A 26012-nucleotide genomic window follows, 5' to 3' on the forward strand; every position below is an offset into this window, starting at 1 on the left:
AAGAGTCCTGCGGTAACGCAGGCAGTCTCAGCTAAGACCTGGCTGAGATGGCAGTCAAAGCGCGGAGTGGTAGTTCAGTCGGTTAGAATACCGGCCTGTCACGCCGGGGGTCGCGGGTTCGAGTCCCGTCCACTCCGCCATATTTTCAGGTAAAGCATTCAAAAGCCGTCCAGCGTCTGCTGGACGGCTTTTTTGTTTTGGCGTGTGCCAGTCGCGAAGCGTGGTCGAATCGCGTCGTGCAATCCGACCGCGCGAATTGGCCCTAAAAATCCGTACTTCGCCGATTCTGCCGCGGAGCGTCCGCGCCTGCCACGATCTGGCCGTTTTGTATGCGTACCGGATCACCCACTCGCCACGCCGGTGCGTTGGTCTGCTCGATGACGCGTCGGGTGCCGTCCTCTAGGCGTACCGTGATCTGATAGTGGCTGACGGAGCGATAGCGCCGCTCGGCTTCGTTGCCGGCAAGGCCGCCCAGTACGGCCCCGCCGATGCGGGCGAGCTGCTTGCCGGAGCCTTCGCCCACTTGGTGGCCCAGCACGCCGCCGAGGATCGCGCCGCCCACCGCGCCGATTCCGCTGCCTTCGCCCTTCTGCTGGATCGCCTCGATGTTTTCGATGACGCCACAGTCGCGGCAGATCGGCGGTGGCGCGTCGACGACACGCCGCGAAGCGCGGGACTCGGCGGGAGCGGGGGAGTCGGGTGGGGCGGGGATGGCGTCCGCCGGTGGCGGCGTGCGCTCGGCGACGGCGGGTGGGCTCCGATGGGGGGCGGGCTTCGGGTGCGGTGTCGAGGCTGCGGGTTTGGCCGCCTCGTGGCGGGGGGCGGACGGCTCGACGGCCGGCGGGCTCGGCGCTGTGGCGACGAGGGGCGGGGTAGCGGCAGGGCGTTCCGGCATGGCTGGTGCGGGGACTGCCGGAGCGGCGACGACGGCGGTCTCGGTCTGGGCGGGCTTGCCGAAGTCGGGCAGGACGCCGGTGAGCTTGGCGACGCCGGCGAGGCTGACGGCGGTCACGGATGCGGCTGCAACCCAGAGCATGGGGTGCAGCCCGGTGCGGGGCGCGGGGGTATTCATGGTCATTCTCCTCCAATGCTGAAGAAGCATAACGCGCTGCCGGACTCTGGGCCGACGATGGCAATGGACGCTTACAAAATCACCCCCGCTCCGTCGAGAGCGGGCATGGCGCTACTCGTCGCTCCTCTGGCTGGGGCGGGGCGGCTTCAGGAGGTAGCGCGCGGGGTCCATGGCATCGACCAGTTCGTGCTCCAGTGGGAGCGGGCCACCGTCGACGAGGCTGGCCAGGAGTTCGCCGGCAAGGCTGGCCCAGACGAGGCCGCGGGCGCCAAAGCCGGAGGCGGCGTACAGGCCCGGCTGGCGCGGGATGTCGGCGAGCGCCGTGTCGCGTGGGCAATGCGATACAGCCGGAACTGCGCCGACCATCGGCAGGCGGTCGGGGGACGCCGGGCGGAAGCCCACCCGGCCGTCGAGCGTGGCTGGATCGAAGGGGGTGGCGTAGCCCGGCAGGATGAAATCGAGCTTGGTGAGGTTTTCGCGATGCTCGGATTCACGCAGCGCGATGCTGTCGTCGTCGGCGATGAAGGTGGCGCCCGCGCAGCGCAGGCCGTCCACCTCCGGGCTCACGTAGCCGAGCCGGCAGACGACCACATTGGGTGCGCTGCCCGCTTCGGCGGGCAGGTGGGAAACCTGGCCGCGCGCAGGACGCACCGGCAGTGGCGCTGCTTCCGGTACGGCACGGATCCCGACACCGTTGGCAAGAATGAGGACGGGCGCGCGGGCGATCTCGCGGCCGTCGGCTGCGTGCGCCAGCCACTGCCCGGCGTGTCGCTCGAGTCGTGCCAGGCGGCAGCCGAAACGCGTGGTAATCCGCTCGCCGGCAGCGGCGATGTTTGCGGCGCACAGCGAAGGCGGTTGAATCCAGCCGCCCTCGGGAAACCACCAGCCCCCTTGAGCCAGCGGCCAGTCGGCGAGCCGGCTGGCTTCCTCGCGATCGACGAAGCGGAGCAGATCGTCGGGGTAGTGGCGGGCATCGACAACAGCGCGCATCTTGCCTTCCTGCTTGGCGTCGCGGGCGAGGTGCAGCACGCCGCAGGGGGACCAGCGGACCGGATGACCGGCTTCGGCGAGCTGGGCGAAATGTTGGCGGCCGTACAGGAATCCGGCGCGGGTGATGCGCGCGAGGCGGTTGTCGTCGAGGCTGGGCAAAGGGCGAAAGACGCCGGCCCGATTGCCGGACGCACCGTGTCCGGGGCCGTCGGCCTCGTCGATCAGCGTGATCCGCCAGCCCCGCGCGGCAAGGCGTTCTGCGACGGCAGTGCCGGCAACACCGGCGCCGACGACGATGGCCGTGCGCTCCGACGCGGCGGCGCGGGTGGGGTGGGCTGGTGACGGCTGTTCGCCCTGCTTGTGGCCGGAGAGCATCTCGCGCTTGCCGCCGAAGCCGGGGCGACGTTCGAGTGCGAAGCCGCAGTCGATGAGTCCTCTGCGCACGTTGCCGCTCACCGACCAGGTGGCGAGGGTCGCGTCGGGGGTGGCGAGTCGGGCGAGCTGCGCGAATACCGCAGGCGACCAGAGCGCCGGGTTGCGGGCGGGTGAGAAGCCGTCCAGGTAAAAGGCGTCCGCCTGTGCGTCCAGTTGGGGAAGCGCGTCGAGGGCGTCGCCGAAGATCAGCGTGAGCGTGACGTGTCCGCCATCGAGGTGCAGCCGGTGAAAACCGGGTGTGAGCGCTGGCCACTGGCGCTGCAGGGCAGCCGCCAGCGGCGCGAGTTCGGGCCAGGCGGCATGGAGGTGCGCGAGATCGGTCGCGTGGAACGGGTGTTTCTCGACCGAGATGAAATCGAGCCGAGTGCTGCGCTGTGGATCGTCGCGCCATGCCGCCCAGGTGGCGAGAAAATTGAGGCCGAGTCCGAAGCCGGTCTCGAGAATGGTGAAACGCGCGCGATTCCGCCAGCGCGCAGGCAGATCGTTCCCGCCGAGGAAAACGTGCCGCGCCTGACCGAGGCCGCCATCCGCAGTGTGATAGACGTCGTCGAAAGTCGGGGAATAGGGGGTGTGATCGGCTTTGAGCACAAATTGGGCAGGAACGACAGGCGAATGTTGGGGCGACATGGGGATGATTGGCGGGCCGATCGGGCGCTAATGGTAACGCGATGCTGTGCTGGCTTGGCGGCGCCTGATCGGACGATTGAAACGAGGGCCGCATCGATTGTTCGTATTTACAGGCTGCAGCGGATTTTGATCGTCCTCGATGCCCGGGGGCTTCGTCAAAAGCGCGTCCGCTGTCGGCTGCATATCACTGCCGACGACCCATATTGGCCGCTCGCGCCCCGGGGCGGGACGAATACCTTTCTTGTCGTCATGACGCTGCGCCATTATTTGGGTCGGCGTCGATGAGGCGTTTCTGTAATGGATGACTCAATTCGAGTTCTCCGCGTGACCGTGTTCGTCGCTCCCGTGACGGATTGATCGATGAATCGAAAAAATGTCCGTGTTCTATTCGATTGGGCGTTAAGTACAAGCGGGTAGGGCGTTATGAACCTTTTTGCTGTGGTAGTCTGTTTTATCTTCGACGTGTGCCTGACGTTGTGTCGCTGTCGGTCCTGGCAGCGCATGTCGGTGCGGTCGCAGTTTTTTCATTTAAGTCAAACACCCTGCGCCCGGGCGTCGAGAGGCGGAGGGGGTCTGGATCGCGGATGCAGTCAGAAGAATTGAATTTTTCGCTGGACGACGACACGCACGTGAAGATTCTCGTCGTCGGCGACGTCATGCTCGACCGTTACTGGTTCGGCGACGTCAATCGGATCTCGCCGGAGGCGCCGGTGCCGGTGGTGCGGGTGTCCCGCACCGAGGAACGGCCGGGCGGCGCGGCGAACGTGGCGCGCAATGCCGCGGCGCTGGGGGCGCGGATGAGCCTGCTGTCGGTGGTCGGGCACGACGAGGCGGGCGACAGTCTGCGGCGTCTGATGGCGGAAGGGGGCATCGATGCCTCCCTGCACGAGGACGAGGCCTTCGACACCATCGTCAAGCTGCGGGTGATCAGCCGGCAGCAGCAGTTGCTGCGCATCGATTTCGAAACCGCGCCGTCCCACGAGGTGCTGGCCGCCAAACTGGCCGAATTTGCCGAGCGGGTGAGCGATTGCGACGTGGTGATCCTGTCCGACTACGGCAAGGGCGGCCTCGCCCACATCGGCGAGATGATCCGGCTGGCGCGGGCCGCCGGCAAGCCGGTGCTGGTCGATCCGAAGGGCGACGACTTCAGCAAGTATGCCGGCGCCACGGTGATCACCCCGAACCGCGCCGAATTGCGCCAGGTGGTGGGCGGCTGGTCGTCGGAGGAGGCGCTGATCGCCAAGTCGCGGCAGCTGCGCGAGTCGCTGGGCATCGAGGCCTTGCTGGTGACGCGCAGCGAGGAGGGCATGACGCTGTTCACCGCCGACGACATCGTGACCCACAAGGCCCAGGTGCGCGAGGTGTTCGACGTGTCCGGCGCGGGCGACACGGTGATCGCGACGCTCGCCGTGATGCGTGCCCGGGGCATCGACTGGGTCGAGGCCAGCCGGATCGCCAACGTGGCGGCCGGCATCGTGGTCGGCAAGCTCGGAACGGCCGTCGTCACTCGGGAAGAACTCGTGGCGGCACTGTAATGATTGCATCGCTGCACGACGAGGCGGTGGCGCGAACGGATGCCGCCGACGACGCGAACATCCCCCTGTGCGTCGACCTCGACGGCACGCTGCTCGATTCCGACCTGCTGGTCGAGGCGGGGCTGGCCTTTGTCCGCACCAATCCGCTGCGGGCGCTGGCGCCGGTGGGCTGGCTGGCTTCCGGTGGAAAGGTCGGGCTGAAGGCGCGCATCGCCGCCGAGGTGGATCTGGACGTGAGCTGTCTGCCGTACAACCAGGCGGTGCTTGCTCTGATCGAGGCGGAGAAGGCCAAGGGGCGGCAGATCGTCCTCGCCACCGCCAGTCACGTGAGCTACGCCCGGCGGATCGCCGAGCACCTGCAGGTATTCGACCGGGTGCTGGGCACCGAGGACGTCAATCTGTCGTCGCGCCGCAAGGCCGAGCGCCTGATCGCCGACTACGGCGACAAGGGCTTCGACTACATGGGCAACGCCGCGGTCGATCTGCCGGTCTGGAAGCACGCCCGGCGCGCCTACGTGGTCAATGCGCCGAAGGCGGTCGCGCGCCTTGCCGAGGGGCAGGGCAACGTGGCCGAGGTGATCGATACCCGTGGCCGCCCGCTCGTCACCTGGGCCAAGGCGCTGCGCTTCCACCAGTGGATGAAGAACCTGCTGGTCTTTGCGCCGTTGCTGGCGGCCCATCAGGTGGGCGATCTCGATCTGGTGCTGCGGGGCATCGTCACCTTCCTGGTGTTTGGCCTGTGTGCGTCGAGCGTCTACGTGCTCAACGACCTGCTCGATCTGCCCGACGACCGCCGTCATCCCTCCAAGCGCAACCGCCCCTTCGCGGCCGGGCGGCTGTCGGTGTTCTCCGGGCTGGCGGCGGCGCCGCTGTTGCTGGTCGCGGCGTTCGGTGGGGCGGCGTGCTTGCTGCCATGGAAATTCACCGCCACGCTGGCGGGCTATTACGTGCTGACGCTGGCCTATTCGCTGGTGCTCAAGCGCATCATGGTGGTGGATGTGATCGCGCTGGGGATGCTGTACACCATCCGCATCGTCGGGGGCGCCTTCGCTTTCGGGCTGGCGCTCACGTTCTGGATTCTGGCCTTCTCGATGTTCATCTTCCTGAGCCTCGCGCTGGTCAAGCGCTACGCCGAGCTGGTCGAGGCGCGGCGCAAGGGCCGGGAGACCAAGGCCCCAGGTCGCGGCTACTACCCGTCCGACCTCGAGATGCTGTCGTCCCTCGGCGCGGCCGCCGGCTACCTGGCGGTGATGGTGCTGGCGCTCTACATCCAGGACGCGCGCACGATCGCCCTGTACCGCCACCCCGAGTTCATCTGGTTGAGCTGCCCGCTGCTGCTGTTCTGGGTGTCGCGCACCTGGATGCTCACCCATCGCGGCGAGATGCACGACGACCCGGTCGTCTTCGCGATCAAGGATCGGGTGAGCCTGGTGGTGGGGGTGCTGTTCGGCGTGATCTTCTGGGTGGCCCGATGACCGTCGGGGCCCTGAGCTCCTGGGGGCGTTATCCGCGTTTTGCGCAGACCGGCCACGGCGTGGCCTGGCGGGCTGACCTGCCGGGCGAGCTGGCGCGGCTGGCGGCCGGGCACGGTGCGCTGCTGCCCTTCGGCAATGGCCGCAGCTATGGCGACAGCTGCCTCGCGGTGTCCGACCAGGTGCTGCACCTGCGCCCCCTCGACCGTGTGATCGCCGCCGACTGGCAGACGGGCGTGATCCGCGCCGAAGCCGGCATGACGCTCGACGAGGTGTTGCGTCTGGCGATTCCGCGCGGCTGGTTCCTGCCCGTCACGCCGGGCACCAAGTTCGCCACGCTGGGCGGCGCGATCGCCAACGACGTGCACGGCAAGAACCACCACGTGCGCGGCACCTTCGGCTGCCATGTGCGCCGCTTCGGGCTGGTGCGCTCCGATCGGGGCCGGCTCGAACTCGCTCCGGGCGACGCCGACGGGCTGTTTGCCGCGACGGTGGGCGGCCTGGGGCTCACCGGCGTCATCGACTGGGCCGAGCTGCAGCTCATGCCCATCAAGAGCAGCCTGGTCGATGTGGTGAACATCCGCTTCGACTCGCTGGACGAGTTCTTCGCCCTGTCGCGGGAACTCGACGGCCAGCACGAATACGCCGTGGCCTGGATCGACTGCGCGGCGCGCGGTGCATCGGCGGGGCGCGGCATCTACATGGTGGGCGACCACGCGCCGGACGGCGGCCTCGTCTACGACGACAAGCCCAAGCTCAGCGTACCGCTGGTGCCGCCGATCTCGGCGATCAACGGAGTGTCGCTGCGCCTCTTCAATCATGTCTACTACAACGCCGCCCGGCCGGGCCGGCATCCGGGGCGGGTGGGCTACGAGCCGTACTTCTATCCCCTCGACCGCATCCTGCACTGGAACCGCATCTACGGGCCGAAGGGCTTCCAGCAATACCAGTGCGTGATCCCCGAGTCCGCCGGTGGCGTCGCCATCGGCGCCATGCTCGACGCCATCGCGGCGGCCCGCAGCGGTTCCTTCCTGGCGGTGCTCAAGCGCTTCGGCGAGGTCGCCTCGCCGGGGCTGCTCTCCTTCCCGGCGCCCGGCGCCACGCTGGCGCTGGATTTCCCCGAGCAGGGCGAGCGTACCGCGCGCCTCTTCGCCACCCTCGACGCCATCGTGCGCGAGGCCGGCGGGCGCATCTACCCTGCCAAGGACGCCCACCTGGGCGGCGAGTTCTTCCGCGCCAGCTATCCGCGCTGGGCCGAGCTCGACGCCCTGCGCGATCCGGCACTCCTCTCCCGATTCTGGCAACGCGTCACCCAAGCATGAAAAACATCCTGATCGTCGGCGCCACGTCCGCCATTGCCGCAGCCTGTGCCCGCCACTGGTGCGCGGGCGGCGCGCGTTTCTTCCTGGTCGGCCGCAGTCCCGACAAGCTCCGCCAGGTGGCGGACGATCTCGCTGGTCGCGGCGCCGAGGTGCACGCCTTCGAACTCGACATGAACCGGCTCGAACATCACGCCCGCCTGGTTCAGGACGCCTTCGCGTGGCTGGGCCGGGTCGACATCGCCCTGATCGCCCACGGTACCTTGCCCGACCAGAAAGCCTGCGAGCAGGACGCCGAACTGGCGATCCGCGAATTCACCAGCAACGGCCTGTCGGTCATCAGCCTGCTCACCCATCTGGCTAACCCGATGGAAGCCCAGGGCTGCGGCAGCATCGGCGTGATCTCGTCCGTCGCGGGCGACCGTGGCCGGCCGTCCAACTACCTGTACGGCTCCGCCAAGAGCGCGGTGACGGCCTTCTGCGGCGGCCTGCGGGCGCGGCTGTTCAAGGCGGGCGTCAATCTCACCACCATCAAGCCGGGCTTCGTCGATACCCCGATGACCAAGGGCCTGCCGCTGCCGGCGCCGCTGGTGGCGACGCCCGAGCAGGTGGCCGCCGACATCGCCAAGGCCCTCGACGCCGGCAAGGGCACGCTCTACACCCGCTGGTTCTGGCGCTACATCATGCTCATCATTATCCACATCCCGGATCGCATCTTCCGCAAGATGAGCCTGTGACGCGCGCCGGCCCGCCTTCCCGAATTCCGAAACGCAGCATTCCGAGCCGCAAGCCATGAACAAGAACTCGAAGATCGTCCTGCCCGGCGGGGCTGGCCTGGTGGGCCAGAACCTCGTTGCGCAGCTCAAGCGCCAGGGCTATACCAATCTGGTGGTGCTCGACAAGCACGTCACCAACCTGGGCATCCTGCGCAAGATGCACCCCGACATCGTCGCCGAGCTGGTCGATCTGGCCGACCGCGGCGACTGGGAGAAGCACCTCGCCGGCGCCGAAGTGGTGGTGATGCTCCAGGCCCAGATCGGCGGCACCGACTACAGCGAGTTCGAGCGCAACAACATCACCTCGACCAAGAACGTCATCGAGGCGATGCGCGCCCATAACGTGCCGTACTACGTGCAGATCAGCTCGTCGGTGGTCGAATCGGTGGCGGACGACTGGTACACCAACACCAAGAAGGCCCAGGAAGAGATCGCGCTTGCCAGCGGCTTCCCGCTGGTGGTGCTGCGCCCGACGCTGATGTTCGGCTGGTTCGACCGCAAGCACCTGGGCTGGCTGTCGCGCTTCATGCAGAAGGTGCCGGTGTTCCCCATCCCCGGCCATGGCCGCTATCTGCGCCAGCCGCTCTACGTGGGCGATTTCTGCCGCGTCATCATCAGCAGCATCGAGCACCGCACCCAGGGCGTCTACAACATCTCGGGGCTCGAGGAAGTCGATTACATCGACATCATCCGAGAGATCAAGAAGGCCACCAAGGCCGGCTGCTGGATCGTCAAGATTCCCTACGGCCTCTTCCACGCGCTGCTCGCCACCTGGGCACTGTTCGACAAGAAGCCGCCCTTCACCACCCAGCAGCTCGCCGCGCTGGTGGCCCGGGATGTGTTCGAGGTGATCGACTGGCCGGGCATCTTCCAGGTCAAGGCTACGCCGTTTGCCAAGGCCATCGACGAAACCTACAACGACCCCGAATACGGCTCGGTCGTGCTGGAGTTCTGAGCCATGGCCAAACAACGCATCGCCGTGCTCGGCGCCGGCCCGATGGGGCTGGCGGTGGCCTACCAGCTGGCCCGCGACGGCCATCAGCCGATCGTCTTTGAAGCCGACGACCGGGTCGGCGGGATGACCGCCACCTTCGATTTCGGCGGCCTCGACATCGAGCGCTACTACCACTTCCACTGCACCTCCGACACCGCCTTCTTCCAGGTGCTCGACGAGCTGAAGCTCGCCGACAAGATGCGCTGGGTGTCCACCAAGATGGGCTACTACTACCGGGACAAGGTGGTGCCCTGGGGCAACCCGGTGGCGCTGCTCAAGTTCCCGGGGCTCAGCCTGGTGGCCAAGTTCCGCTACGCGCTGCACGCCTTCCTGTCGGTCAAGCGCGACGACTGGAAGCCGCTGGACAACCTGGAAGCCTCCGCGTGGATCCGCCGCTGGGTGGGCGCCGAGGCCTACGAGGTGCTGTGGCGCCGGCTGTTCGACTACAAGTTCTACGACCACGTGGGCAATCTGTCTGCCGCGTGGATCTGGAGCCGCATCCGCCGCATCGGCCGCTCCCGCTACAACCTCTTCAAAGAGAAGCTGGGCTACCTGGAGGGCGGCTCCAACACCTTCCTGTCGGCCATGAAGGCCGACATCGAGGCCCGCGGCGGCGAGTTCCGCTTCAAGCAGGCCGTCACCCGCGTGCGCATGGAAGGCGGCGCGGTGAAGGGCGTCGAGACGGCCCAGGGCTTCGAGGCCTTCGACCGCGTGGTGAGCACCATCCCGCTGCCCTACGTGCCCGGCGTGATGCCCGACCTGCCGGCCGACGTGCTGGCCAAGTACAAGGCCCAGAAGAACATCGCCGTGGTGTGCGTGATCTGCAAGCTCAAGAAGCCGCTCACCGACAACTTCTGGCTCAACGTGAATGATCCCGCGATGGACATCCCCGGGTTGGTGGAATACACCAACCTGCGCCCGCTGGATCACCACATCGTGTATGTGCCCTATTACGTGCCGGGCGAGCATCCCAAGTTCCAGGAGCCCGACGAGGCTTTCCTGGCCAAGGTGAAGCGCTACCTGCAGGAGATCAACCCGGGGCTCAAGAACGACGATTTCATCGACATCCGCGCCAGCCGCTACCGCTACGCCCAGCCCATCTGCCAGCCGTCCTTCCTCGACAGCCTGCCGCCGGTGGCGCTGCCAGTGAAGGGCCTGTGGGTGGCCGATACCTCCTACTACTACCCCGAAGACCGGGGTATCTCCGAGAGCATCGGCTTCGGCCGTAATCTGGCGAAGCAGGCGGCGGCGTGATCCGTCACTTCGCGTCGCGCCAGTTTCTGGTCTTCCTGCTGACCGGCGGCTTTGCCGCCGCGGTCAACTTCGGCAGCCGCATCGTCTACAACCAGTGGACGGATTTCTCCGTGGCGGTGGTGCTGGCCTACCTCACCGGCATGGTCACTGCCTTTGTGCTGGCCAAGCTCTTCGTGTTCAAGGAGAGCACCCAGTCCGTCCATCACTCGGCCCTGTGGTTCTGCCTGGTCAATGGGGTGGCGGTGGTGCAGACCTGGCTCATCAGCATGGGCCTCGCCTACTACCTGCTGCCTTGGCTGGGCGTCACCCGCTTCGTGCCCGAGATTGCCCACGCTGCCGGGGTGATTTTTCCGGTGTTCACCAGCTACATCGGCCACAAGCGCTTCTCCTTCCGCTAGGTGCTATGAAGATCCGACGCGCCGTCGGTGGCTGGAGCATCGTCGCCGGGCTTTATTTCGTGGCGCTGCTGTGGGCCGATTCCAAAACCGGCGTACTGCGCCGGCTGCCGGAGCTGGTGCCGATGCTGCCGGTGGTGGTGTCCGCCACCCTGGCCTCCATCGCCCTGCGCTTCGCCCGCTGGCACTGGCTGCTGCGCCGTGCCGGGTATCGCGTGCCGGCGGGGCGGAGCCTGCTTGCCTACGTGGCCGGCTTCGCCTTCACCGCCACGCCAGGCAAGGTGGGCGAGCTGCTACGGGTGCGCTACCTCGTCACGGCCGGTGTGCCGGCGTCGCGGGTGGTAGGCGCCTTCGTCTATGAGCGCCTGTTCGATCTGGCCGCCGTCCTGCTCATCGCCTTGCCGGCGGCGGCGGAGTTCCACGTCTTCGGCGTGGCGGCGAGTTTCGTCGCGCTGGTGTTCGCCGCCGTGGGCGTGATGGCGGCACGGCCACGTCTTGGCCAGCGTCTCGTGGTGACGTTCCGTCGGGCCGGCATGTTGCGCCTGGCCCGGGCGGCCCGCGCCGTCACGGCCGGGCTGGCGCACATCCGCCTGTGGGCGACGCTGCCGGACATGCTGATCTCGCTCGTCGCCGGGCTCGGCGCCTGGCTGGTCACGTCCTGGTCCTTCGTCTATCTGCTGGCGTCCCTGGGCATCGTGCTCACCGGTTTCAAGGCGCTGGCGTTGTTCCCGGTGGCGATGCTGGCGGGCGCGGCGTCGATGCTGCCCGGCGGCCTGGGATCGACCGAGGCTACCCTGGTCGCATTGCTGGCCGCGGCCGGGGCGGCCCTCGCGCCGGCCAGTCTGGCGGCCGTCGGCATCCGTCTTGCAACCCTGTGGCTCGCCACCGTGCTCGGGATGGCCGCCTTCGCTTACCTCGAAACCCAACCGCAGCCCTCGAGACGCTGATAGGCGTGGTGTGCGAATGAATTCGCACCCACAGGGGAGGGGTGGGAGGCATTTGGTAGAATCGCGGCTTTCGCATTCACCCGGATTCACCTCATGGCCTCTACCGTCCGCACCCGTTTCGCCCCCAGCCCCACCGGCTACCTGCACATCGGGGGGGCGCGCACGGCGCTGTTCTCGTGGGCCTACGCCCGGCGCCATGGCGGCACCTTCGTGCTGCGCATCGAGGACACCGATGTGGCCCGCTCCACGCCCGAGGCCGTCCAGGCCATCCTCGACGGCATGAGCTGGCTCGACCTGAACTGGGACGAGGGCCCGTTCTACCAGATGCAGCGGATGGACCGCTACAAGGAAGTCATCCAGCAGATGCTCGCCGCCGGCACCGCCTACCCGTGCTACATGCCGCCCGAAGAACTCGACGCCCTGCGCGAAGCCCAGCGCGCCCGCGGCGAGAAGCCGCGCTACGACGGCCGCTGGCGCCCCGAGCCGGGCAAGGTGCTGCCCGAACCGCCGGCCGGCGTGCAGCCCGTCATCCGCTTCAAGAACCCGCTTGAGGGCATCGTGGCCTGGGACGATCTGGTCAAGGGCCGCATCGAGATCGCCAACGCCGAGATGGACGACCTCATCATCGCCCGCGCCGACGGCACGCCCACCTACAACTTCTGCGTGGTGGTGGACGACTGGGACATGGGCATCACCCAGGTCATCCGTGGCGACGACCACGTGAACAACACGCCGCGTCAGATCAACATCCTCAAGGCGCTGGGCGCGGTGGTGCCGCAGTACGCCCACCTGTCGATGATCCTCGGCGACGACGGCCAGAAGCTCTCCAAGCGCCACGGCGCGGTGAGCGTCACCCAGTACGACGACGACGGCTACCTGCCCGAGGCCGTCATCAACTACCTGGCCCGCCTGGGCTGGAGCCACGGCGACGACGAGATCTTCTCCCGCGAGCAACTGGTGGAGTGGTTCGACCTCGACCACATCACCCCGTCTGCGGCGCAGTTCAACACCGAGAAGCTCAACTGGCTCAACGCCCATTACATCAAGCAGGCCGACAACGCCCGCCTGGCCGCCGACGTGTCCCGTCGCCTGGCGCGTCGCGGCGTCGATCCCGAGCGCGGCCCGTCCCTCGAAGCGCTCATCGCGCTTTACAAGGACCGCGTCGCAACGCTCAACGAGCTGGCCGATGCTGTCGAATCTTTTTACATTGATTTGCATGCCTCGCCCGAGCTGCTGGCCCAGCATCTCACCGATGCCGCCCGATCGGCACTGCAGACCTTGCGCGGCAAGCTCGCCGATTGCGCCTGGGAAAAGGCCGCCCTGTCCGCCGCGATCAAGGAAACCTGTAATGCTTTCGGCATGAAAATGCCGCAGGTGGCGATCCCGTTGCGCGTCGTCCTGCTGGGGCAGCCGCAGTCGCCGTCCATCGACGCGGTGCTCGAAACCATGGGGCGCGACCTGGTTCTCGCGCGTCTTGACCGGGCGCTCTGACCACGTCCGGCGCGGCCTGGCGCCTTGCGCCAATCTTGCGGGAGCCTTGCAGTGGCAAGGCCTCCCGGCCGCGCGGACCCCGTGCCTTTACGCCACGCAGCACAACGGTGCGCCGCCAGTTTTTGATAAATTTGCCATTTGAATATTTTCGGGCCGACTGGAACTTCGGCCCAAAATGAGCAGTCAACAGCCCGCGCGGCCGCGCCCATGCTGGGATGTCGGGTTTTTTTACAGTGTTTTAAAATCGGCTGGCCGTTGAGCCCTAGCCTCCTGATTTTTAGCAATTTTATTTTTCTGGCCTGCTTTTTGCTCTCAGTCATTCCGTGAATGTCCGGTTGTCAAAGGAGCCCGTCTCATGCTCCCTGTTGCTTTCAACCGGGCGTCGAACGACTTTGTAGTGCAGTCCCGCTTCCAAAATTTCAGGAGTCCAATATGGCTAAGTTTTCCAAGCTCAGTGCGATGATTCTGGTGGCTCTCGCCGCCGGTTCCACCGGTGCCAACGCCGCCGTCTACTCGATCAGCGGTGCTACCGTCACCGGTCTGAACACCCAGTACGCCGAAAACACCCCGGGCGTGCTGACCGTCGATGCGTCCGCCTCCCTGGCGAGCATTCTGGCCGGCAGCGCCGCCGCTCCCGGTGGCAACGTCGAACTGAACAAGTATGCCGGCACCCCGGTCACCACCCTGACCGGCACCCTGAACGGCAATGCCGTCACGCTGAGCAGCCTGACCCTGGCCGACTGGACCGCCAACTCCAACGCCCTGGCCGACGCCTACATCAGCTCCGCCTGGACCGCCGCCTACGGCACTTCCATCGGCGCGCTGCTGCCCACCGCTCGCACCCTGTTCTTCTCGACCAACGCCTACCAGCGCGTGAGCGACCCCAACATCTCCTACGTGCTGCTCGACAACTCCGACCTCAAGGTCGGCCTGGCTGGCTTCCTGGACGCCTCCACCTTCCTGGGCTCCCTGGTTGCCGGTTATCCGGGTGCCCCGGCGGTGCCGAAGGACGCGCAAGCCAGTGAAGTCGTGAAGGTCACCTACAACGGCGTCACCACCTACATGTACGGCTTCAACGCCACCGCGTCCAACGTTGCTTCCGCCGATGGTTCGTTCTCCGGCAACTACGAAGTCAGCCGCAACGTGCCGGAACCCGGCGTGCTGTCCCTGCTGGGTCTCGGCCTGGCTGGCGCCTATCTGCGTCGTCGTAACGCCTGATCGTTCAGGGCTGCGGCGACATATTGCCGCAGTGCAGTGCACAAAAAAGGCCGCTTCCTTGCGGCCTTTTTTTATGCACTTTGGGTGTAAGGAGATGTCACGTTCTCGGAAGTTCCTGCCTTTTTAAGAATTTATTAAGGCTTTTGGGATATTTTTTCGTCGTGATTTCGGTCACAAAAGCCGCAGGTTGCTGGTTACGCGACTGCAATATTTTGTAAAATGAAAGCTGGGCGAAAGCTCCGGATTTTCATGGACAATACAGCCCGCCGTTCGTGCCGTTTTCGGGTGCCGGGGGCGATGGTCCGTCATTGAATGCTTGTACAGCCGTTCCGGTTTTCGGCGGTTGGGGGTGAAAAATGTTTTCGCTAGCGCTGTTCCTGCTGGGTCTGGTCGTGTCCGGGGTGGCAATCCACTACGGCATCCTTGCTTCCCACCGCTTCGGCATCGTGGACAAGCCGGGTGGTCACAAGGCGCACGATACTGTCACGCCCTTTGTCGGCGGCGTGGGGGTGCTCGTCGCCATTCTCAGCGCGGTGGCGGTCATCAGCCAGTTCTACCCGGTCTTCGGCGAGCGGCTGCACGCCTTCGTGTTCGGTGTGGTGGTGATGTTCGTGACCGGATTCGCCGACGACATCCTGCATCTCAACTACAAGATCCGCTTCGTCGTGCAGGCGGGGGTGGCGCTGCTCATGGCCCTGTGGGGCGGTGTGGTGCTCGCCGATCTGGGCGATCTCGGTCTCGACGGCCATCTCGTCGCGCTCGGCTACATCGGCGTGCCGCTCACCATGCTGGCGACCATCGGTTCAATCAACGCCCTCAACATGATCGATGGCATCGACGGCCTGTCCGGTTCCTTGTCCATCGTCAGCCTGCTGCTGATCGCTTCCGCCGTGTATATGTCGGGCGAGCTGGCCTACTTCTCGCTCGTGGTCATCATCGCCGGCGGCGTGGCCGGCTTCCTGTACTTCAATCTGCGCTATCTCGGGCGTCGCCGCGCGCGCTGCTTCCTGGGCGACAACGGCAGCATGCAGCTGGGCTTCGTCTTTGCCTGGCTGCTCACCGATCTTTCCCAGGCCAACGATACCGCCCGCGCGATCACCCCGATCACCACCCTGTGGCTGTTTGCCGTGCCGTTGATCGACACCCTGTGCGTGATGCTGCGTCGCATGTGGATGGGGCGTTCTCCCTTCCACGCCGACCGCAATCACCTTCACCATCTCTTCCTGCGCGCCGGTTTCCGGGTGCAGGACGCGGTGATGGTGCTGGCTTTCGTCCAGCTGTGCTTCGGCGCGGTGGGCCTCGGCGGCATGTACGCCGGCGTCGATGAATGGGCCATGCTGCTGGCCTTCATCGGGGTGTTTGCCGTCTGCTTCTTCATCGTGCTGCGCCCGTGGCGCCTGGTGCCGCTGCTGCGGCGCATCCATCGTCTGCTCGGGCTCACCTCGGTGCATGCGGTGGGCGTGCATGTGGCCGGCCTCAAGGAAGATCGTATCGCGGCCTTCTCCGACATCCTCAATCGCGCCATCGGGCCACATGCCGATTTCCGCTTCCGGGTCTTCCGCTCCGAGTCCGAAGGGCGGCCGTTCTGCTACGGCATCATCCAGCTGGTTGGCGACGATCAGGAACTCACCCAGGCCTTGATCAGTCGGATCATCGCCACGCTGCGGCGCGAAGTCCGCGGCGAAGCTGGCGTGAAGATCCGTCAGTTCGTCGAACGCAACGCCAATCACGACCGCCGCCTGGCCCGGAAAGACCGCCGTGGCGACCGCCGCATGGCCGACCGCCGCTCGACCGGCAAGCCCACCCAGATCTACCGTCTCGAAAGCGCCGCCGGCGAATCCACGGCGCTCGCCAAACACGGCTGACAGCAGGAGCCCCTTTTGTACGAACGTATCCTCGTGGTCTGCACGGGCAACATTTGCCGCAGCCCGATCGCCGAAATCGTCCTGCGCGATGCGCTCACCCGGGCCGGCAAGCAGCCCGACGTGCGTTCGGCCGGGGTCGGTGCGCTGGTCGATCATCCCGCCGAAGACATGGCGATCGAATTGATGCAAAACCGGGGGCTCGATCTTTCTTCGCATCGTGCCAAGCAGGCCAATGTTTCCCTTTGCCGCTGGGCCGAGCTGGTGCTGGTCATGGAGCCGCACCACCGCGAGGCGCTGGGCGACATCGACCCCGCCGTGCGCGGCAAGACCTTTCTCCTCGGGCACTGGCAGAAGCAGGATGTGCCCGACCCCTACAAGCGCTCCAAAGCAGTATGGGACGACGCGCTGCAGCGCATCGACGACGGCGTCGCGGCGTGGGTCCAGCGCCTCTAAATTCGGGTTCCATGGCGAGTTTGTGTGGCAGATCACGGGCTTTACAGCAGTTCGTGTCCTACTCCCTTGGTTGTAATGCATTGTCAATTATCATTCTGGGCATCGTCCTCTTTCCAGAAGCAGGGTATTCATGAAGCAGGTTATTGAAGGGCGCGCTCGGGCGCCCCATACGTTGGTCATGTGTCATCCGGGTAGCAGGCGGGTCGCGCCGTTCCGTGGTTTGCTGCTTGCCGCGCTGTGCGCCTCCCTCGGTGCCTGCGCGGTCGTGCCCGGCGACAAGGCCTATTCCCTGCGCGACCAGCAGTCCTCCGTCAAGCTGCCGGTCAAGACGGCCGACGCCGCCGAACCGGTGCCCGACAACGTCGCGATCAAGCCGATCACCGCCGAACTGATCATCGAGCAGCTCAAGGCCGCCGCGCCGGCGCGCCCCAAGGCCACCTCCGACAACCTCACCACCGCGTCGAGCCGCGCCACTGCGCAGCAAACCGCCCCCGACTACAAGATCGGCCCGGGCGACATCCTCAGCATCATCGTCTGGGATCACCCCGAACTCACCACGCCGGCCGGCCAGTACCGTTCCGCCGACCAGGCGGGCACCGTCGTCAATGAAGACGGCACCATCTACTACCCCTACGTGGGTACGCTGCAGGTTTCGGGCAAGACCACGCGTCAGGTCCGCGACATGATCGCCGGCAAGCTCTCCAAGTACATCGAGAAGGTTCAGCTCGACGTGCGTATGGCCGCCTTCCGCAGCAAGCGCGTGTATGTGGTGGGCGAAGTGAACAAGCCGGGCCTGCAGGAAGTCACCGACATCCCGATGACCGTGCTCGAAGCGGTGAACCGCGCCGGCGGTTTCGGCCCCGAAGCCGACCACAGCCGCGTGCTGCTCACCCGCAAGGGCGTGACCTATCGGGTGGACATCCAGGCCATGTACGAAGCCGGCGCCACCGAACAAAACACCCTGCTCGAACCCGGCGACATCCTCAACGTGCAGGATCGCAGCTTCAATAAGGTGTTCGTGCTGGGGGCTGTGCAGAAGCCCGGTTCGCTGGTCATGAGCAAGAAGCGCTCGACCTTGGCCGAAGCTCTGGCGGACGCTGGCTACATTGCCCAGGATCAGGCCAACCCCAAGTGGATCTACGTCATGCGCGGCGATTCGGATGTGCCCGAGCTGTTCCACCTGGACGGCAGCTCCCCCGATTCGATGCTCCTTGCCGATCGTTTCACGCTTAAGCCGCGCGACATCGTCTATGTCGATGCGGCCGACGTGGTGCGCTGGAACCGCGTGATTTCCAACATCCTGCCGACGGCGACAACCCTGTACCAAACCAGCTTGACCCGCTACCCGCTGTTTGGTGGGCGTCAGTAAGCGCATGACCGCCGCCCGCCCGCAAACCCAGACCACCCGCCCACCCCTCGCAAGGGTAGGGCAGGGGACGGGTTTGCCGCCGGCCGCGCAAACAACCTCGCGTCCTGGTCTCGGTTTCTGTAGGTGCGAACTTGTTCGCGCGCAGATGCCCACCGAACTACGCCAATTCAGCCGCATAACCACCCCAGCCGGCCGCTACGCCCCCCCTCCTGTAGGTACGGCTTCAGCCGCATGCGGACGGCAAACAGGGGCCCAACCCGTGTATCGCCGCCCCCAGGCCGACTGAAGTCGCCCCCACATAGCCGCCAAACACCCCAGCCCCAACGGCTGACCAGAACCCAAACCTTCGGCCCATAACCAGACAAGCCCAATCCACACGCCCATGGAAACCGAAAACCTCAAACCCGCTCCGGCCATCCCCAACCAGCAGATAAGGTCCGCAAACGAAGAAGGTGAAGGCCTGGCTGTTGGCGAAATCGTCGCCGTGGTCATGGAGCACCGCTGGCTGATCGCAGCCATCACCGCTTTTTCCATCCTGCTGGGTGTCGCCTACATCTTCATCGCCAAGCCCGTTTATAAGGCCGATGGCTTGCTGCAGGTCGAAGAAAAGGGCGGCGGCGGCATGTCGGCTGCCCTCAAGGATCTCCAGCCGTTGCTTGGCGACAGCACCACGGTTTCGGCTGAGCAGGAGATCCTTACCTCCCGCATGGTCCTGGGCCGGGTCATCAACCGCCTCAAGCTCGACATCGAAGTCCAGCCCAAGACCTTCCCGATCATCGGTTCCGCGCTTGCCCGCCGCTACAAGGGCGAAGAACCCAGTAGCCCGCTGCTGGGCCTTTCCAGTTACGCCTGGGGCGGCGAGACGCTGCAGGTGGAGGCGCTCGATGTTCCCCGCAGCGCCGAGGACAAGCCACTGATCCTTGCCGCCGGCGAAAACGGCAGCTTCGAACTCTTCGACGAGGACGGCGAGAGTGTCGTAAAGGGGGCTGTCGGCAACCGTGCTACCGCCGGCAAGTTCTCGATCTTCGTGTCCCACATGGTCGCCCGCCCGGGCACCCGCTTCGTGCTTGTTCGTCGCTCCATGGAGTCCGCGGTTGAACTGCTGCGCAAGGAGTTTGCCGTCAAGGAGCGTGGCAAGAAATCCGGCATCCTTGAGGTAAGCCTCACCGGCCGGGACCAGGAAAAGATTGGCGTCGTCCTCGACGACATCCTCAAGACCTATGTGCGGCAGAACGTGGAGCGCCGCTCCGCCGAGGCCGAGAACACCCTCAAGTTCCTCGAAACCCAGCTCCCCGCACTCAAGCGCGAGATGGACGCCGCAGAGGCCGCCTACAACGCCTACCGCCAGAGCCGCGGCAGCCTCGATCTGAACCTCGAAACCCAGAGCGTGCTGCAGTCCCTTGTAGAGGTGGATAACCAGATCGTCGCCCTCAAGCAGGAGCGGGACGAGTTGCGCCAGAGCTTCACTGCCGAGCATCCCCGCGTTCAGGCAGTGGACCAGCGCCTGCAGCGCCTGAAGGAGCGCCGTAGTCAGTTCGATTCAGATGTTAACAAGCTGCCTGACACCCAGCAAAAGGTGCTGCGCCTCGCCCGCGACGTCGAGGTCTCCACAACCCTCTACACCGATCTGCTCAATACCGCCCAGCAGCTCAAGGTGTCCAAGGCGGGTACCGTAGGCGATGTTCGGATCCTCGATCAGGCCGCCGTTTCCCGTCAGCCGGTAGGCATGAAAGCGCCAGCGGTGCTCGTTGTGGCGGCCCTGTTGGGCCTCATCACCAGCCTGGGGGTTGTATGGATCATCCGTTCCCTTCGCGTCGTCGTCGAAGATCCTGAGACCATTGAATCCGAGCTGGGCCTGCCGGTTTACGCGACGATCCCCCACAGCCCGGAAGAGGCGGCAATTGTCCGCCGCTCGAAGGGCGGTAGGGCAACGGGGGAATTACTTGCGATCCGTAATCCCGAAGACGACGCCATTGAGAGTTTGCGTGGCTTGCGCACAACGATTCACTTTGCGCTAATGGACGCTACTCACAACTCGATCCTGATCACGGGCTCCAGCCCTGATCTCGGTAAGAGCTTCATTTCAAAAAATCTCGGGGCAGTGCTGGCTCAAACCGGCGCCCGTATTGTCATCATCGATGCCGATTTGCGCCGAGGGCACATAAACAAAGAATTTGGTTTGCGTCGTGAGGTCGGTGTTTCCGAATACGTGGCAGGCACTACTGCTCTTGAAGATATCGTCAAGCCGACCTCTGTGCCTAATCTTTGGGTTGTTACCACAGGCCAGATCCCACCTAACCCTTCTGAACTGCTCATGCATCTGCGCTTTGAGCAGTTGCTGCAACAGCTTGGCGAGCAGTTCGACACGCTTATCATCGATGCGCCGCCGATCCTTGCTGTATCCGATGCTGCCATCATTGGACGTATGGCGGGTGCTACGCTAATGGTTGCGCGAGCGGGTCATCACCCCGTTTCTGAGCTCGAGCAGGCTGTAAAGCGTCTGAATCACGCTGGGGTGTACGTGAAAGGGTTCGTGTTCAACGACCTGAACACGGATCGCCAACGCTATCGGTATGGCTACAAGGGCTACGTCTATCGCTATTCGTACAAGAATTAGGTCTAGCAGGGTGATGCAAAACTATTTAGTGCCGTCATAAACGTTGTTTTCGGGGGTCTCGTCACCCCTGCCGCCTCGAAAAAAATCGCATACGGGCCGTTCTGAGAGGTCGTCATATTTTTTCGGGTCCGGATTTTTACTTTTGCATCACCCTGCTAGAGCGTGTTCTAGGCTACATCCGGACCGGTCCAGGCTTTTCGTCACGCATAGAGGATTTTTAATTTATAATATGACAAACGCAAATAAAGTCTCGCGAACAGTAGCAACCCATTTCGATCTAACCAAGCAATCCCTGGCTGAAATACCTCATGTCTGGTTGATTACTGGTGTGGCCGGTTTTATTGGTAGCAATCTTCTTGAGACACTGCTGGGGCTTGGTCAGACAGTAGTTGGATTGGACAATTTCGCTACGGGCCATCAACGCAATCTCGATGAAGTCAAAGGTCTTGTAAGTGCCGAGCAGTGGGCGCGCTTCCGGTTCGTGGAAGGTGATATCTGTGATATTGAAAAATGTCGCCAGGTAACCGAGGGCGTGGACTACGTGCTTCATCAAGCTGCGCTCGGTTCCGTTCCACGCTCCATCAACGACCCAATCACCAGCAACAAGGCAAATGTGGATGGGTTCCTGAATATGCTGGTTGCCGCCCGTGACAGCGGGGTAAAGCGCTTCGTCTACGCTGCCAGTAGCTCCACATACGGCGATCACCCTGGGCTACCCAAGGTTGAGGACGTGATCGGGAAGCCGCTCTCCCCGTATGCTGTTACCAAGTATGTCAATGAACTCTACGCCGACGTGTTTGGTAAGACCTACGGACTCAGCACCATCGGTTTGCGTTATTTCAACGTTTTTGGTCCTCGTCAGGACCCAAATGGCGCCTACGCAGCGGTCATTCCGAAGTGGTTTGCTGCGCTGCTTTCGGGTGAGCCTGTGTACATCAATGGAGATGGCAAGACGAGTCGGGATTTTTGCTATGTAGCCAATGCTGTTCAGGCTAATCTTCTCGCGGCGACAGCGGTTCGACCGGAGGCTGGAAATCAGATATATAACGTCGCTGTGGGTGATAGGACCGAGCTGGTCGTGCTTTTCGAAGCGATCCGTAATCTATTGGCAGAAAGTCGCACTGAACTAAAGAGCGCGCAACCAATTTTCAGGGATTTCCGTGCGGGGGATGTTCGGCACTCGCTCGCGGACGTCGGAAAGGCTGAGCGCCTTCTCGGCTATATGCCGAGCCACAGAATCAAGGACGGGCTACGAGAGGCTATGGAGTGGTACATCGGTCGCGAAGGTGCGCTGACAAAAAAGTAAAACCCCCAATTAAATATGAAAGTATGTCTGGTTCTTTGTTCTCGATAAGGACGTCAATTTAGTGATTGATTATATAAAATCCTTGCCAAAAGAAAAGGTCGTAGGCGTGGCATCTCTTGTCGGGTCCAGCGCGTTCAATGTACTGGCAGGGGTTTTGATTAGTCATTTTATAGCAAAGATGATATCCCCTGAAGATTACGGGGGGTATTATTACGCCATTAATCTTATTGCATCGGCTTGCGTCTTTCTTTCTTTCGGAGCGTTTTATACGACAAGTAGGCTAATTTTACTGGCGGGTTGTAATTTGTCCGTGAGAAGGCTTCATGGTGTATCGCTCAAGCTAACATTGGCTTTGTCAGTTTTTATCAGCATATTGCTGCTTTTGGCGTATTTCTTTGATACAGGATTGGTTGATGAGTCTGTACGTCCGTTAATTCTGCTTGCCCCACTCGGCGCTTTGGTTACATTGCTTAATTCATATTTTGAAGTGGTGCTCCCGGCGGATAACAGGTTAGGTTTGATAGCCAAAGCCAGGTTGTATCCAAAAATGCTGTATGGGTTGATTGTAGTTGGGGCGTATTATCTAGATATTCCCTGGGTTAAGGGCGCCTTTGAGTTGTTGTTTTTTTATTTTTTGGCGTCTTTTATTTGCTATTCCATTTTTTCAATAGAGATCCGCCCAGACTTTCGAGGTGGCGATAAAGAGTTCAAAAGCTTCTTTCGTGAGAGCAGGACCTACGGCATTCATGTGTATCTAGGTTCCATATTCTCCGTCGGGGGGACGGCATTAACCGGCGTCGCTATTGGACTCCTTAGTGATAGTCGTGCCGATGTTGGCTACTACGCGCTTGCTACCAGCCTTTGCGCGCCACTAAGCATCCTGCCTGCAGCGCTCGTGACTGCGAGCTTTAGCGGTTTTACGAATTTGAACTGTATTTCTAAAGGGTTGTTTATAGCTACCGCTTCGATATCCATTCTGGCTGCTGTTGTGTTGTGCGGACTTTCGGATTATGTCGTAGAGATGCTGTGGGGCGGTAATTACTTCAAGGTCAGCGAGTATGTTTATATGCTCACTGCCGCTTTTGTGCTGTACGCACTGTCAGATCTTATAAACCGTTTCTTGGCAGCAAAGGGAAACGGGCCTGCTTTACGAAATAGTTCTTTCATTGTTGGTATAGTTTTGATTGTATCTACCTTTACCTTGGTCGATCAGTATGGGGGTATCGGGGCAGCCTATGCGAGGGTCGCTGCTGGTGTTGCTTACATTGTTTGTATGGTTGTCTTCTACAAAAAGCAGATATCCACTGCCTAAGCTTGAGAAAATCGTGTAAATGCAATCTTCAACCCAGAAAACCAAAAGTACGAGACGTAGAGTTTTTATTCTAACGTCTAATCCTTTTCCTGTTGGAAATGTCGCAACGAATCGGTTTTCAACATATGCTAAGGTGCTTGCATCGCGAGGTTGTGATGTTAAGGTTTTGATTCTTAAGGGAACGGAAGACCCGGCCTCACCGATTAACAAGAACAGATTAGGGGTTTTCGAAGGCGTTCGCTATGAATATATGTCAAGGGATTCGACATGGAATACGAAAGCCCCTCAGTGGAAAAAAGCGGTGTTGTATTTTTTTGGAATTGTTAGGGCTGTGCAGTGTTTGGCCAAGGAGCGCCCCTCGTCGGTAATTCTTTATACGAACGACTTGCTGTATATGGCCTTGTTTGGCTTTGTGGCTCGACTTGTGAGATTTCGCTACGTCATTGATAAATCGGAGTACCCGGTTGTCTATAGGCGCAGGAAGTCGCTATATCGATCTCTGTACCTTAAAACATTCCGGCTGTTTGATGGTATTTTGGTGATGACCGAAGAGTTGAAGAGCTTCTATTCTTCCATCAAACAAAAGCAGTGTGAGTTGTTTTTGCTGCCAATGAGTGTCGATTTGTCGCGATTCTCTTCTGCAAGGAAGATCGACGGTGTTGGTCCGTACTTTGGATGCGTTTTTGGGGTTCACAATAGGGACTGCATTGCGGATACGATAAAGGCGTTCTATCTGTTTTGTAGTGAGCATCCTACTTCGGATGTTAGATTGAAGTTGATTGGTGATATAGAGAGTCTCGCTGGGCGTGACGAAGTTTTGCGTGTGTACGAGTCTTCTGAATATCGGGCGCGCGTTGAGTTTCTTGGTACGGTCGTGGCGACAGAAGTTCCGTCTTTTTTAACGAGTGCAATCGCACTTATCACGACCCCTCGTGAGTATGTGTCAGGGGGGTTCCCAACTAAATTGGGTGAATACCTTGCGACTGGCAATCCTGTCATAGCTACCGCGGCTGGAGAGGTGTCAAATTATCTTGAGGATTCGAAGAACTGTTTTCTTGCTCAGCCTGCAGATGTGCGACACCTGGCGGATTTGATGCGTGTTGTATGGTCTTCGCCTGAATTTGTTCGCACTGTCGGCGCTGCGGGTAAGTGTTTAGCTAGTGATGTTTTTAGCGTCGAAAGCTATGCAGACGATTTAATAGAATTCCTGCTGAAGTAGGAAAGCGATTTGAAGTTTTATCAAGCTCTTGTGCGAGCGGTGGGGTATTGGCAGCAATGAACTCGTTATTTGGCTCGATCTTAATGGCGGTGCTGATCCTGCTGTCAGGGCTGGCGACTCGGCTATTTCGCGGCGTCGAGGTGACGCTAGTGCTTTTTGCGTTTTCGTTTGCATATTTGTTAAGAAAAAATAGTGTTTTTGATAAGAGGTACTTAATAGCGTGTTTTGTTTGGTTTTCCTATGTTGTTTTTTCTTATATTAAATATCCGGGTGAGAATTATTTTTGGCCGTTCTTGTATTTCTGTAATTTGACGATTGTCTTTGCTGTTGTTAGGTTTTATGGAGAGGATTTTTTTCGGGTTTACTCCTCTGTTATGTACTACGTAAGTGCATATAGTCTTTTCTTGTTTGGATTTCAGTTGTTGAGTGTTGATGCGATGTATTCAATTTGGTCCGCGTTTGATATGTCGGGTAGCCTTTTTGATAAGCCGTATACTTATTACGCACACACTTTATTCTATACGATTCATCAGTTTAGAGATGTTAGTAAAGGTGTTCCTCGAAACGCCGGTTTTTGTTGGGAGCCGGGAGTTTTTTCGTGTTTTATTGTAATGGCTATCTACTTTCAGCTTGTCTGCGATTCTTATAAAGTTGATCGCAGTAAGTTGCGTTACTTGGTGTTTTTTATAGCCCTGCTTACTACACAATCAACTACCGGGCTTACCGGAGCTCTCGTTGTCTTCGTGGGTTACCTATTGAATTTAAGAAGAGAGTCGAGGGGAAAGTACATGATCTTTGCCCTGTTGATAGCTCTTCCATTAGCGGTTGTTTTGCCCGAGCAGTTGGATAAGATTGAGGAACAGCTTTCAGAAGATTTGGCTGAGCAGGTGCTGATGATTGATGCCAGCGAGCACGAGAAAGGCTTGGGCCGTTTTCAGTCGATATATATATTGGCAATCGATTTTCTTGATAATCCTATTTTGGGGGTCGGGGCGAATAGAGAGTCGACGTGGGTTTCTCGGATGGGGATTGATGCGAATCCTACATCGGGAATAGGAAATATGGTGGCTACGTACGGAATGTTTTTGATGCTGCCGTTTTTGTTGGTTTTGGCTGCCTCCTCTAAGGCCGTCGCTGCGCGTGCGGGCGGCCGTGCTGGATTTGTGCTCTTTGTTGTAATGATTGTTCTGGGTTTCTCTTTTTCCGTGATCGAGACTCCGATTTTTCTTTCGATAGTTTTTTGGGGCTATTTCTGTCGTTGTCAGTCCAGGGCCATTGGTGGTTGCAAGGTGTGAGGGTAAGTGGGCAGTGAACTTGGGGTGAAGTAATGGCTTATAAAATTGTTC

Annotated in this window: 20 protein-coding genes and 1 tRNA gene; 19 read left to right on the forward strand and 2 right to left on the reverse strand. The window is 61.7% G+C overall.

The features are described from left to right. Window positions 1-63: 63 nt before the first annotated feature. Window positions 64-140 (forward strand) — tRNA-Asp (locus tag ACE3P2_RS11390). Between the two features lie 122 nt (window positions 141-262). Here the strand turns inward: ACE3P2_RS11390 and ACE3P2_RS11395 are convergent. Both ACE3P2_RS11395 and mnmC read right to left on the reverse strand, forming a co-directional pair. Next, window positions 263-1072 carry a glycine zipper 2TM domain-containing protein gene (locus ACE3P2_RS11395; RefSeq protein WP_374264493.1) on the reverse strand — a complete coding sequence of 270 codons (810 nt, stop codon included), beginning with the start codon at window positions 1070-1072 and terminating at the stop codon, window positions 263-265. Between the two features lie 111 nt (window positions 1073-1183). Next, window positions 1184-3124: a bifunctional tRNA (5-methylaminomethyl-2-thiouridine)(34)-methyltransferase MnmD/FAD-dependent 5-carboxymethylaminomethyl-2-thiouridine(34) oxidoreductase MnmC gene (gene mnmC / locus ACE3P2_RS11400; RefSeq protein WP_374264495.1), complete on the reverse strand. Its 1941-nt coding sequence runs from the start codon at window positions 3122-3124 to the stop codon at window positions 1184-1186. A 584-nt stretch (window positions 3125-3708) separates the two neighbouring features. Here mnmC and rfaE1 point away from each other — a divergent pair. The 18 genes from rfaE1 to ACE3P2_RS11490 all read left to right on the forward strand — a co-directional run bounded on the left by rfaE1 (window position 3709) and on the right by ACE3P2_RS11490 (window position 25961). Then, window positions 3709-4659, forward strand: a complete 951-nt coding sequence (gene rfaE1 / locus ACE3P2_RS11405; RefSeq protein ID WP_374264497.1) for a D-glycero-beta-D-manno-heptose-7-phosphate kinase — start codon at window positions 3709-3711, stop codon at window positions 4657-4659. Next, window positions 4659-6134 carry a UbiA family prenyltransferase gene (locus tag ACE3P2_RS11410; protein ID WP_374264499.1) on the forward strand — a complete coding sequence of 492 codons (1476 nt, stop codon included), beginning with the start codon at window positions 4659-4661 and terminating at the stop codon, window positions 6132-6134. The genes rfaE1 and ACE3P2_RS11410 overlap by 1 nt, the downstream gene beginning before the upstream one ends. Then, window positions 6131-7453: an FAD-dependent oxidoreductase gene (locus ACE3P2_RS11415; protein WP_374264501.1), complete on the forward strand. Its 1323-nt coding sequence runs from the start codon at window positions 6131-6133 to the stop codon at window positions 7451-7453. Before ACE3P2_RS11410 ends, ACE3P2_RS11415 begins: the two co-directional genes overlap by 4 nt. Beyond that, window positions 7450-8187: an SDR family oxidoreductase gene (locus ACE3P2_RS11420; RefSeq protein ID WP_374264503.1), complete on the forward strand. Its 738-nt coding sequence runs from the start codon at window positions 7450-7452 to the stop codon at window positions 8185-8187. The genes ACE3P2_RS11415 and ACE3P2_RS11420 overlap by 4 nt, the downstream gene beginning before the upstream one ends. Window positions 8188-8242: 55 nt before the next feature. Next, a complete protein-coding gene (locus ACE3P2_RS11425; RefSeq protein ID WP_374264505.1) occupies window positions 8243-9181 on the forward strand; it encodes an NAD-dependent epimerase/dehydratase family protein in 939 nt (312 codons plus the stop codon). Window positions 9182-9184: 3 nt separating this feature from the next. Next, window positions 9185-10474 (forward strand): NAD(P)/FAD-dependent oxidoreductase, encoded by a 1290-nt coding sequence (locus ACE3P2_RS11430; RefSeq protein WP_374264507.1) that lies wholly within the window; start codon window positions 9185-9187, stop codon window positions 10472-10474. Next, a complete protein-coding gene (locus ACE3P2_RS11435; RefSeq protein ID WP_153161263.1) occupies window positions 10471-10872 on the forward strand; it encodes a GtrA family protein in 402 nt (133 codons plus the stop codon). The genes ACE3P2_RS11430 and ACE3P2_RS11435 overlap by 4 nt, the downstream gene beginning before the upstream one ends. 5 nt (window positions 10873-10877) lie before the next feature. Beyond that, a complete protein-coding gene (locus tag ACE3P2_RS11440; RefSeq protein WP_374264509.1) occupies window positions 10878-11816 on the forward strand; it encodes a YbhN family protein in 939 nt (312 codons plus the stop codon). A gap of 93 nt (window positions 11817-11909) precedes the next feature. Then, entirely contained in the window at window positions 11910-13307 is a 1398-nt protein-coding gene (gene gltX, locus ACE3P2_RS11445; protein ID WP_374264511.1) for a glutamate--tRNA ligase, read from the forward strand. A gap of 432 nt (window positions 13308-13739) precedes the next feature. Then, window positions 13740-14525, forward strand: a complete 786-nt coding sequence (locus ACE3P2_RS11450; RefSeq protein ID WP_374264513.1) for an NF038130 family PEP-CTERM protein — start codon at window positions 13740-13742, stop codon at window positions 14523-14525. A 356-nt stretch (window positions 14526-14881) separates the two neighbouring features. Continuing rightward, complete coding sequence (locus ACE3P2_RS11455) at window positions 14882-16390, forward strand: MraY family glycosyltransferase (RefSeq protein ID WP_374264515.1); 1509 nt, start codon at window positions 14882-14884, stop codon at window positions 16388-16390. Window positions 16391-16405: 15 nt separating this feature from the next. After that, the gene (locus ACE3P2_RS11460; RefSeq protein WP_374264517.1) at window positions 16406-16843 is read left to right on the forward strand and encodes a low molecular weight protein-tyrosine-phosphatase; all 438 of its coding nucleotides are present in this window, start codon (window positions 16406-16408) and stop codon (window positions 16841-16843) included. 130 nt (window positions 16844-16973) lie between these two features. Further along, complete coding sequence (locus ACE3P2_RS11465; RefSeq protein ID WP_374264519.1) at window positions 16974-18212, forward strand: polysaccharide export protein; 1239 nt, start codon at window positions 16974-16976, stop codon at window positions 18210-18212. Window positions 18213-18594: 382 nt separating this feature from the next. Then, window positions 18595-20829, forward strand: a complete 2235-nt coding sequence (locus ACE3P2_RS11470; RefSeq protein ID WP_374264520.1) for a polysaccharide biosynthesis tyrosine autokinase — start codon at window positions 18595-18597, stop codon at window positions 20827-20829. Between the two features lie 229 nt (window positions 20830-21058). Next, window positions 21059-22135 (forward strand): SDR family oxidoreductase, encoded by a 1077-nt coding sequence (locus tag ACE3P2_RS11475; protein ID WP_374264522.1) that lies wholly within the window; start codon window positions 21059-21061, stop codon window positions 22133-22135. 61 nt (window positions 22136-22196) lie between these two features. Then, complete coding sequence (locus ACE3P2_RS11480; RefSeq protein WP_374264524.1) at window positions 22197-23447, forward strand: hypothetical protein; 1251 nt, start codon at window positions 22197-22199, stop codon at window positions 23445-23447. A gap of 19 nt (window positions 23448-23466) precedes the next feature. Then, the gene (locus ACE3P2_RS11485; RefSeq protein ID WP_374264526.1) at window positions 23467-24666 is read left to right on the forward strand and encodes a glycosyltransferase family 4 protein; all 1200 of its coding nucleotides are present in this window, start codon (window positions 23467-23469) and stop codon (window positions 24664-24666) included. A gap of 83 nt (window positions 24667-24749) precedes the next feature. Further along, complete coding sequence (locus ACE3P2_RS11490; protein WP_374264528.1) at window positions 24750-25961, forward strand: hypothetical protein; 1212 nt, start codon at window positions 24750-24752, stop codon at window positions 25959-25961. The last annotated feature ends 51 nt before the right edge of the window (window positions 25962-26012 follow it).

This window comes from Zoogloea sp., assembly GCF_041911615.1.
Taxonomy (GTDB): Bacteria; Pseudomonadota; Gammaproteobacteria; order Burkholderiales; family Rhodocyclaceae; genus Zoogloea.